Genomic DNA, 8,154 nt, shown 5'->3' with positions numbered 1-8,154 from the left:
GTCAATTCACTACAGAGGTCCAGGTCAAGCAGGCAGATACTGCAACCTGAACCCCAGACTCGCCTCCTCCCCCTGCTCCAGCAACCGTAACCCCGGCCGCCCCGGCAAATGATGGGCATTCACCGGATGACTCACCGGCTCGACACAGAAAAACGGCTTGTCCTTGGGACAGAACAGCAGGAAGTAGTCCGCCCCGGTAGCCCGGCATTCCAGCCGATACCCCGGCTGTTCGATCACGCACTCACCGGCCCAGCCACTAAAGGCATGATCCACCTGCCGCGCTGGCAACCCGGCCAGTTCGGAGAAGCGCCAGTCCTCGGGAATCTCTGCCTCGAACCAGGGCAGTCGTCCTTCCTCCCCCAGCCACACGCTCCGCGCCGGCGCGAGCAAGCGGGTCTGCGGATACCGCGGAAAATACGGATGCAACCCCAGCCCATACCAATTGGCCTGTTCATCCAGATGGGTCACGTGCAGGTCCAGGTTCAGGCAACCCTCGTGCAGATGCACATCCAGGGTCGCCTGGTAGGCAAAGGGCCATTTGCTATCGAGGGTCAGCCGCGCCCGCCGCTCACTGTGATGATCCACCTGCCAGGCCTGTTGCCAGGCGCTGCCGTGGATCGGGTAGGGATCGTGGTCGGTATTCGGCGCCAGCACCTGCCAGCCATCCGGGCGTTCGAAGCCGCCTTCGGCGATACGGTTGGACCAGGGCAACAGCGGGTAGCAACCCAGTCGGCGCGGCGTGCCAGCGGCTTTCGCTTGGTCATCGGCGTGGCGCAACAGCGCCTCCCCGGTCGCCTTCACTTCCCAGTTGACCAGGCTGCCGCCCAGCCCCGGGGCAATGCTGAGCCGGGTCAGGCGGTCTTGCAGATACAGCTCGCTCAAGGCCATCGAAGGCTCCTGTGGATAAAGAGGCTCAGCCACTCTTGCGCCAGGTCAGCAGGACGATGCCGCCCACCACCACCGCGCCGCCGAGCAATTGCAGGCCACTCAGTTGCTGGTCGAGCAAGGCCCAGCCCAGCAGCATGGTGGCGATGGGTTCGATATTCATCACCGGCGCGTTCTGCGCCATGTTCAGCCGCGGTACGCAGACGAACAGCAAGGTGAAGGCGATGCCGTAGAGCACCACCAGGCTCGCCAGCGCCAGCCAGCCTCCCGTCGTGCCCGGTGCCGACAAACCGCTGGGCATCACCCCGCTCATCCCGGCGAGCAGCATGCTGGAGAAGACGATGGCCAAGGTCAGCAGGCTGCGCACCGGCCCGCGCATGGCGGCCAGCTTGTGATCGGTTATCCACAGTGCGCAGGCAAAGGCACAGGCCGCGCCGAAGGCCAGGCTTACGCCGAGGGTCCAGTGCGGATTGGCCTCACCCCTGTCGAGCAGCCGCGCCGGTACATCCAGGGCCAGGACCAGCCCGCAGAGAATCAGACCCATGAACAGCACGTTACGCCCCGTCGGACGCGGCCCACCCAGCGCCCAGGTCAACAGCGCAAGCAGCATCGGAAAGGTATTACCCACCAACAAGGCAAGGGCCACGGGGATCCGCGCCACGGCCGAATATAGACAGAGACTCTGGGTCGCGATCAGCAAGCCCAGCAGCAATTGCCAACGCAACGCTCCGGCCGGCAGCCCCAATGGCTGACGCTGCCAAGCGAGCAATCCGGCGAGCACCAGCAAGGTAATCCCGGATCGACAAAGAATCGCCAGCAACACCCCGGTGCCGTCATCGAAAGCGAAGCGCGCGGCGATATGGTTGCCGGCGAAGGAACAGGCCAGCAACGCCAAGAGCGCGATCGCCAGCTTGCGCGGAAACAGCCCGGGTGCAGCGGAAGGAACAGCCATGTGCGAAATCCATATGCGAAAAAAAAAGGCGGGCCAGTACCGGCCCGCCCAAATGACCGCTTACAGCACGACGCTGGGCAGCCAGAGAGAGATTGCAGGGATGTAGGTCACCGCCATCAGCACCATGAACAGCGCCAGGTAGAACGGCAGCAGCGCCTTGACCGTGGACTCGATCGAGACCTTGCCGATGGCCGAGCCGACGAACAGCACCGCGCCTACCGGCGGCGTGATCAGGCCGATGCCGAGGTTGACCAGCATGATCATGCCGAAGTGCACCGGGTCGACACCGATGCCGTTGATCACCGGCAACAGGATCGGCGTCAGGATCAGGATCAGCGGCGCCATGTCCATCACCGTGCCCAGCAGCAGCAACATGAAGTTGATGCACATCAGGATCACGTAGCGGTTATCCGACAGGGTCAGGAACGCCGTGGTGATCTTCGACGGGATCTGCATCAGGGTCATGACATAGCCGAAGCTGGCCGCGAAACCGATCAGGATCATCACGATGGAGATGGTCCGCACCGTGCGATGCATCAGCTTGGGCAGGTCGCGCCATTTGTAGTCGCGGTAGATGAACATGGTCACGAAGAACGACCAGACCACCGCCACCGCCGCCGACTCGGTCGCGGTGAACACGCCCGAGAGGATCCCGCCGAGGATGATGACCATGGCCATCAGGCCCCAGAGCGCCTCGCCGGCGATCTTCAGCGCCTGGCGCAGCGGGATCACCTCGCCCTTGGGGTAGTTGCGCTTCTTCGCGAAGAGCAGGCACAGGCCCATCATCACCGCGCTGAGCAACAGCCCCGGCATCACCCCGGCCATGAACAGCGAGGCGATCGACACCGTGCCGCCCGCCGCCAGCGAGTAGAGCACCGAGTTATGGCTGGGCGGCGTCAGCAATGCCTGCACCGAGCCGCTGACGGTGACCGCGGTGGAGAACTCGCGCGGATAGCCTTTGCGTTCCATTTCGGGAATCAGCACCGAGCCCACCGACGCGGTATCGGCAACCGACGAACCGGAAATCGCCCCGAAGAAGGTCGAAGCCATGATGTTGACCAGCGACAGCCCGCCACGCACGAAGCCCACCAGCACCCCGGCGAAGGCCACCAGGCGCCGGGACATGCCGCCCTCGGCCATGATCGCGCCGGCCAGGACAAAGAACGGAATCGCCAGCAGCGAGAATTTGTTCACCCCGCTGGCCACCTGGATCATCATCGCCTGCAGCGGGATGTCGATCCACCAGGCGCCGATCAGCGCCGCCAGGCCCAGGGCATAGGCCACCGGCATGCCGATGAGGATGAGCAGGATGAAGCTGCCCAAAAGAATGAAGGCATCCATTTATGCAGCTCCTTCGTTTTCTTCCACCAGGTCGAAGCGCACCACCTTGCGATGGCTTTGGTCGCCCAGCATGAGTTTTTCCAGCACGAAGCTCAGGGTCAGCAGGCCACCGACGGGAATCGGCGCATAGGTCATGCCTACCCGTATGCTCGGCAGCGTCGCCAGGTACTGGTTCCAGGTGGTGACGCACAGCTTGAAGCCGTACCAGGTCATGAACAGGCAGACCAGGACCATCAGCACCTGCACCAGCACACCAACCAGGCGCCGCGGCAATGGGGCGAGGCGATCGGTGATCATGTTCACCGCCATGTGCGCGCCTGCGCGGTAGCTGGCGGCGGCGCCGACGAAGGTGAACAGCACCATCAGCAGGATCGATACCGGCTCCGGCCAACTGGAGCCGGTGCCCAGCACGTAGCGGGCGAAAATACCCCAGGGGATGATCAACGACATGGCCAGGATCGACAGGCCGGCGACCCAGATGCAGGCGCGGTAGAGCACGTCGTTCAGGCGCAGGAAAAGCGTTTTCATAGGCATCACCAAAGCGGCCGCGCGGCACGGGCCGCACGACCAGGGTCGATGTGGGAGGGATTACTCGACAGCGTCGATACGCTTCATCAGGTCGGCGTACTGCGCGCCGTATTTCTCGCGGACCGAAGCGGTGGCGTCATAGAACGGCTTCTTGTCGACGACGATGAACTCGACGCCGGCAGCCTTGAGCTTCTCTTCGCTGGCAGCGGACTTGGCGTCCCACAGCGCGCGCTCTTCGAACTGCGCCTCGCGTGCGACCTTCTTGACCAGTGCCTGCTGGTCCGCAGTCAGCTTGTTCCAGGTGGTCTTGGACATCACCACCGGCTCCGGCAGGATCAGGTGGGCGGTCTGGGTGAAGTACTTGGCGTTCTGGTAGTGGTTGTGCTCAAGCAAGGTCGGCGGATTGTTCTCGGCGCCGTCGATCACCCCGGTCTGCAGGGCGCTGAAGATTTCCCCGGTGTCCATGGCGATACCGTTGCCGCCCATGGCATTCATCATGTCGAGGAACAGCGGGTTGCCCTGCACGCGGATCTTCATGCCCTTGAGATCTTCCAGCGAACGCACCGGCTTCTTGGTGTACAGGCTGCGGGTGCCGCCATCCATCCAGGCCAGGGCGACCAGGTTGAATTCGGAGTTGGTGATCTTGTCGAGGATTTCCTGGCCGATCTCGCCATCGATGACCTTGCGCATATGCTCATGGTCACGGAACACGAACGGCATGTTGAACACGTTCACGTCCGGCACCACCGGACCGACGATGCCAAGGCTGACCCGGGCCATCTGCACGGCGCCGATCTGCGCCTGCTCGATCACTTCCTTCTCGGAGCCCAGTACGCCGCCGGCGAACATCTTGAAGGTGATTTCGCCATTGGTGGCCTCTTCGAGTTTCTTGCCCATGTTCTGTTCGGCGACCACGGTCGGGTAACCGGCCGGGTGCACGTCGGCGAACTTGATATCCAGGGCGAAGGCGGACGCAGAGAAGGCGAAGGGAAGCGCGGCAAGAAGCAGCTTGCGTTTGAAAGTCATGGTGAAGCTCCGTGTTTTGTTGTTATCCGGTTTGGCTTGTATGACGGCAGGTCGTGCGGTGTAGCGTTTAATAGCGCGCGGCGGGTTCCTCCAGGCCTTTGCTGCCGGGATCAAGAGCGAACACACCGCCAGCCAGGGGCTGGTCGGCGAGGTCGATGCCCGCCGGGCGGATCGAGGTGACGAACAGGGTGTCGAGGTTGGCGCCACCGAAGGCGCACATCGCCGGTTTTTTCACCGGCACGGGCAACGAACGGTCGAGACGACCGTCAGGGGTGAAGCGGTGGATCAATCCGGCATCGTTGCCGCAGATCCAGTAGCAGCCGTCCTGGTCGATGGCGGCGCCGTCCGGGCGGCCGGGATGTTCGTGCATATCGACGAAAACCCGGCGGTTGTGCGGCGTGGCCGTGTCGATGTCGTAGTCGAAGACCCAGACCGTTTGCACGCTCGGGTGCGAGTCCGACAGGTACATGCGCCGGCCGTCCGGGCTGAAGGCAAGGCCGTTGGGCACCAGCATGCCCTCGAGCTGGCGATGCAGGCGGCCTTCGCCGTCGTGCCGGTACAGCGCGCCGACGGCGGCGCCCTGCTGCATGTCCATGAGCATGGTGCCGGCCCAGAAACGCCCTTGGCGGTCGCAACGCCCATCGTTGAAACGCATGCCGTCGCGGGCATGCTGCACCGGGCTGAGCTGACGGCTGTCGAGGCGACCTTCAGCGCTGGTGGTGACCTGGAAGATGCCGCTTTCCATGCCGGCCACCCAACCGTCGCCACTGCGGGCGATGCAGGCGAGCATTTCCTCGCCCTGCCAGACCCGGTGCGTACCATCCGCCGCGCTCCAGCGATGAAGCTGCCGGGCGGGGATGTCGGCCCAATACAGGGCCTGCTCGGCCGCGTGCCACACCGGGCTTTCACCGGTGCCGTTGCGGGCGTCGACGATCAGTTCGCATTTCATGGGCCAAGCCTCCTGGCGCGCGGGATCAGTTGAACGGTCCGGCCGCGACGAAGGCGCCGCCCTGGTAGACCATCGAGGGATCATCGGCAGGCGGCGCCGGCTGGGCCTCCACCTGGGCACGGAAGACTTCGGAGGTGTCCTTGGGCACGTAACCGAGATGCTCGGCGTAGCGGTTGTCCCACCATACGGTGCGGTTGTCGGATGCACCGAAGACGATGGTGTGGCCGACGTCGGGGGTAGTCAGGCCGCGCTGGATCAGTTGGGTCAGGTCGTCGTAGCTCAGCCAGGTGCAGAGCATGCGCGGGTTCTGTGGCTGGTCGAAGGAGGAGCCGATGCGGATGCTGACGGTCTCGATGCCGTAGCGATCGAAGTAGAAGCTGGCGACGTCCTCGCCATAGCACTTGGACAGGCCGTAGTAGCTGTCCGGACGACGCGGGGAACGGGCGTCGATACGCTCGTCCTGGCGATAGAAACCGATGGTGTGGTTGGAGCTGGCGAAGATCACCCGCTTCACCCCGTGCTTGCGGGCCGCCTCGTAGATGTGGAACACACCGCAGATGTTGGGGCCGAGGATCTCTTCGAAGGAGTGCTCGGTGGACACGCCGCCGAAATGGATGATGGCATCGACACCTTCGACCAGCGCATGTACCGCCGCCTTGTCGGCGAGGTCGCAGGTCACTACCTCTTCATGGGGGCCCGCGGCAGGAGCCATGGGACTGATATCGGAAAGGCGCAGCACCTCGGTAAAGCCTTGCAGGCGCTCACGGAGGATCTTGCCCAGGCCGCCTGCGGCTCCGGTGAGCAGCAGGCGCTTGAAGGGAATGGTGGTCATGGCCGGCCCTTGTTGTCTGATTTGTTGTAGGTTGTCGTATGACTTTGGCGATTATCGACAGCGATCCGCCTGCCTGTCAACGCCTGGTTGCGGGGATCGCGGTGCGACCCCCGCTTCGATCACAGCAGCGACAGCGGATAGTTGAAGATCAACCGGTTCTCGTCGAATTCGTTGTTGCTGTAATCGCGACGGATACTGGAGTTGCGCCAGCGGATGCTGAGGTTCTTGAAGGTTCCGCTCTGGATTACGTAGGCCAGTTCCGACTCCCTCACCCATTCCTTGCCATCGGTGATCGCCCCGGTGTGTACGTCCTTGCCGCTGATGTAGCGGTTCATCAGGGTCAGGCCCGGAATGCCGACACCGGCGAAGTTGAAGTCATGGCGGACCTGCCAGGAACGTTCTTCCGAATTGTCGAAGCTGGAGTTGTAGCTGTCGTTGGCCAGGGTGCCGCCGCTGGTGCCGTTGACCCGCATCCAGGTATTGCCATCGACCCGCTGCAGGCCAAGCCAGAAGGTGCTGCTGCCATATTTGGCGGAGAACATGCCTGAGTAGGTCTTGTTGTCCAGCTTGCCGGCGCGGGCGGCGCCATCGTCGTCGCCGTGGAAATAGCCGAGGTTGGCACCGAGGGTCCAGTCACCGACAGGCTGCAGGTGGCTCACCTGCAGGTACTGCTGCTCGTAGACATCCTTGAGCACCGCATTCCACAGGCCGAACAGGGTACGGTCCTGGTTGAACTTGTACTCGCCACCGACGAAGTTGAAGCGGTCCGACACCCCGCCGCCATAGCTCATGTCGTCCATGCTCGCGTCGTTGCGCGGGCTGTTGCCGCGGAACTGGCCGCCGTAGAGGGTCAGGCCGGCGATCTCGTTGGAGGTGACCTGGCCACCGCGGAAGGTCTGCGGCAGGGAGCGGCCGTCGTCGGAGCGCAGGATCGGCAATACCGGCATCCACTCGCCGACCTTCAGCTCGGTTTTGGAGATGCGCATCTTCCCGGCCACTGCCAGGCGCCCGTAATCGTCAGCCGGACGCCCGTCGTCATGTCGCGGCAACAGCGCAGTGCCATAGGTACCGCCACCGCCATCGAGCTTCACCGACCACAGCCCCAGCACATCCGCGCCGAAACCCACGGTGCCCTCGGTAAAGCCCGAGCGGGCGTCGAGGATGAAGCTCTGGGTCCACTCCTCCGCCTTGCTCTGCGGGTTGCTCGGGTTGGTGAAATTGCGGTTGATGTAGAAGTTGCGCAGGCCGAGGGTGGCCTTGGAATCATCGATGAAACCGGCGGCGCTGCCGGTCATCGGCAGGCTGGCGAGCAGGCCGGTGCCGAGCAGGGTGAACGGAAGGGTGTGGCGGATTTTCATTATTGTTGTGCTCCCTGAGGGTGTGGCAGTCCGCCCTTCCGGGCGCGCATCGGCGACCTGCGGCATGGGGCGGGTGGCGTGGGGTGGAACCTGGGGTTCGCGCGGGTCAGTTGCCCACGACGAAACGCGGCGAACCGAAAGGACTGGCCGGGGAAAGAGGAAGATGGGAGGTGCGCTGAGAAGACGAAGGTGATGTCGACATGGGCAGGTTCACTGTTTTTAGTTGTTGTTGTGTGTTGTCGTACAACATGTCGAATTATTAGCAAGGCCGCGATGGGGTGTC

8 protein-coding genes are annotated in these 8,154 nt (G+C 63.5%); all 8 read right to left on the bottom strand.

What is annotated here, in order from left to right; all coding sequences use genetic code 11:
• Positions 1-24 precede the first annotated feature (24 nt).
• The 8 genes from N7650_RS18760 to N7650_RS18725 all read right to left on the bottom strand — a co-directional run bounded on the left by N7650_RS18760 (position 25) and on the right by N7650_RS18725 (position 7,871).
• Positions 25-888 carry an aldose 1-epimerase gene (locus tag N7650_RS18760; protein ID WP_279899508.1) on the bottom strand — a complete coding sequence of 288 codons (864 nt, stop codon included), beginning with the start codon at positions 886-888 and terminating at the stop codon, positions 25-27.
• Between the two features lie 25 nt (positions 889-913).
• The gene (locus N7650_RS18755; RefSeq protein WP_279899507.1) at positions 914-1,837 is read right to left on the bottom strand and encodes an EamA family transporter; all 924 of its coding nucleotides are present in this window, start codon (positions 1,835-1,837) and stop codon (positions 914-916) included.
• Between the two features lie 60 nt (positions 1,838-1,897).
• Positions 1,898-3,178 carry a TRAP transporter large permease gene (locus tag N7650_RS18750; protein ID WP_009394346.1) on the bottom strand — a complete coding sequence of 427 codons (1,281 nt, stop codon included), beginning with the start codon at positions 3,176-3,178 and terminating at the stop codon, positions 1,898-1,900.
• Positions 3,179-3,706, bottom strand: a complete 528-nt coding sequence (locus tag N7650_RS18745; protein WP_009394348.1) for a TRAP transporter small permease — start codon at positions 3,704-3,706, stop codon at positions 3,179-3,181.
• Positions 3,707-3,766: 60 nt separating this feature from the next.
• Positions 3,767-4,732: a TRAP transporter substrate-binding protein gene (locus N7650_RS18740; protein ID WP_009394349.1), complete on the bottom strand. Its 966-nt coding sequence runs from the start codon at positions 4,730-4,732 to the stop codon at positions 3,767-3,769.
• Between the two features lie 67 nt (positions 4,733-4,799).
• Entirely contained in the window at positions 4,800-5,681 is an 882-nt protein-coding gene (locus N7650_RS18735) for an SMP-30/gluconolactonase/LRE family protein (RefSeq protein ID WP_064303353.1), read from the bottom strand.
• Positions 5,682-5,706: 25 nt separating this feature from the next.
• The gene (locus N7650_RS18730) at positions 5,707-6,513 is read right to left on the bottom strand and encodes an NAD(P)-dependent oxidoreductase (RefSeq protein WP_009394351.1); all 807 of its coding nucleotides are present in this window, start codon (positions 6,511-6,513) and stop codon (positions 5,707-5,709) included.
• A gap of 119 nt (positions 6,514-6,632) precedes the next feature.
• Entirely contained in the window at positions 6,633-7,871 is a 1,239-nt protein-coding gene (locus tag N7650_RS18725) for an OprD family porin (protein ID WP_009394352.1), read from the bottom strand.
• Positions 7,872-8,154 lie beyond the last annotated feature (283 nt).

The sequence above is a fragment of the Pseudomonas sp. GD04058 genome (assembly GCF_029836855.1).
Classification (GTDB): Bacteria; Pseudomonadota; Gammaproteobacteria; order Pseudomonadales; family Pseudomonadaceae; genus Aquipseudomonas; species Aquipseudomonas bharatica.
Note: the sequence above shows the minus strand (reverse complement) of the source record. Positions and strands in the feature narration are given on the sequence as shown.

Coding starts and splice junctions, on each gene's coding strand:
- N7650_RS18725 (WP_009394352.1), bottom strand. CDS start 7,871: ATGAAAATCCGCCACACCCTTCCGTTCACCCTGCTCGGCACCGGCCTG.
- N7650_RS18745 (WP_009394348.1), bottom strand. CDS start 3,706: ATGAAAACGCTTTTCCTGCGCCTGAACGACGTGCTCTACCGCGCCTGC.
- N7650_RS18760 (WP_279899508.1), bottom strand. CDS start 888: ATGGCCTTGAGCGAGCTGTATCTGCAAGACCGCCTGACCCGGCTCAGC.
- N7650_RS18755 (WP_279899507.1), bottom strand. CDS start 1,837: ATGGCTGTTCCTTCCGCTGCACCCGGGCTGTTTCCGCGCAAGCTGGCG.
- N7650_RS18750 (WP_009394346.1), bottom strand. CDS start 3,178: ATGGATGCCTTCATTCTTTTGGGCAGCTTCATCCTGCTCATCCTCATC.
- N7650_RS18735 (WP_064303353.1), bottom strand. CDS start 5,681: ATGAAATGCGAACTGATCGTCGACGCCCGCAACGGCACCGGTGAAAGC.
- N7650_RS18740 (WP_009394349.1), bottom strand. CDS start 4,732: ATGACTTTCAAACGCAAGCTGCTTCTTGCCGCGCTTCCCTTCGCCTTC.
- N7650_RS18730 (WP_009394351.1), bottom strand. CDS start 6,513: ATGACCACCATTCCCTTCAAGCGCCTGCTGCTCACCGGAGCCGCAGGC.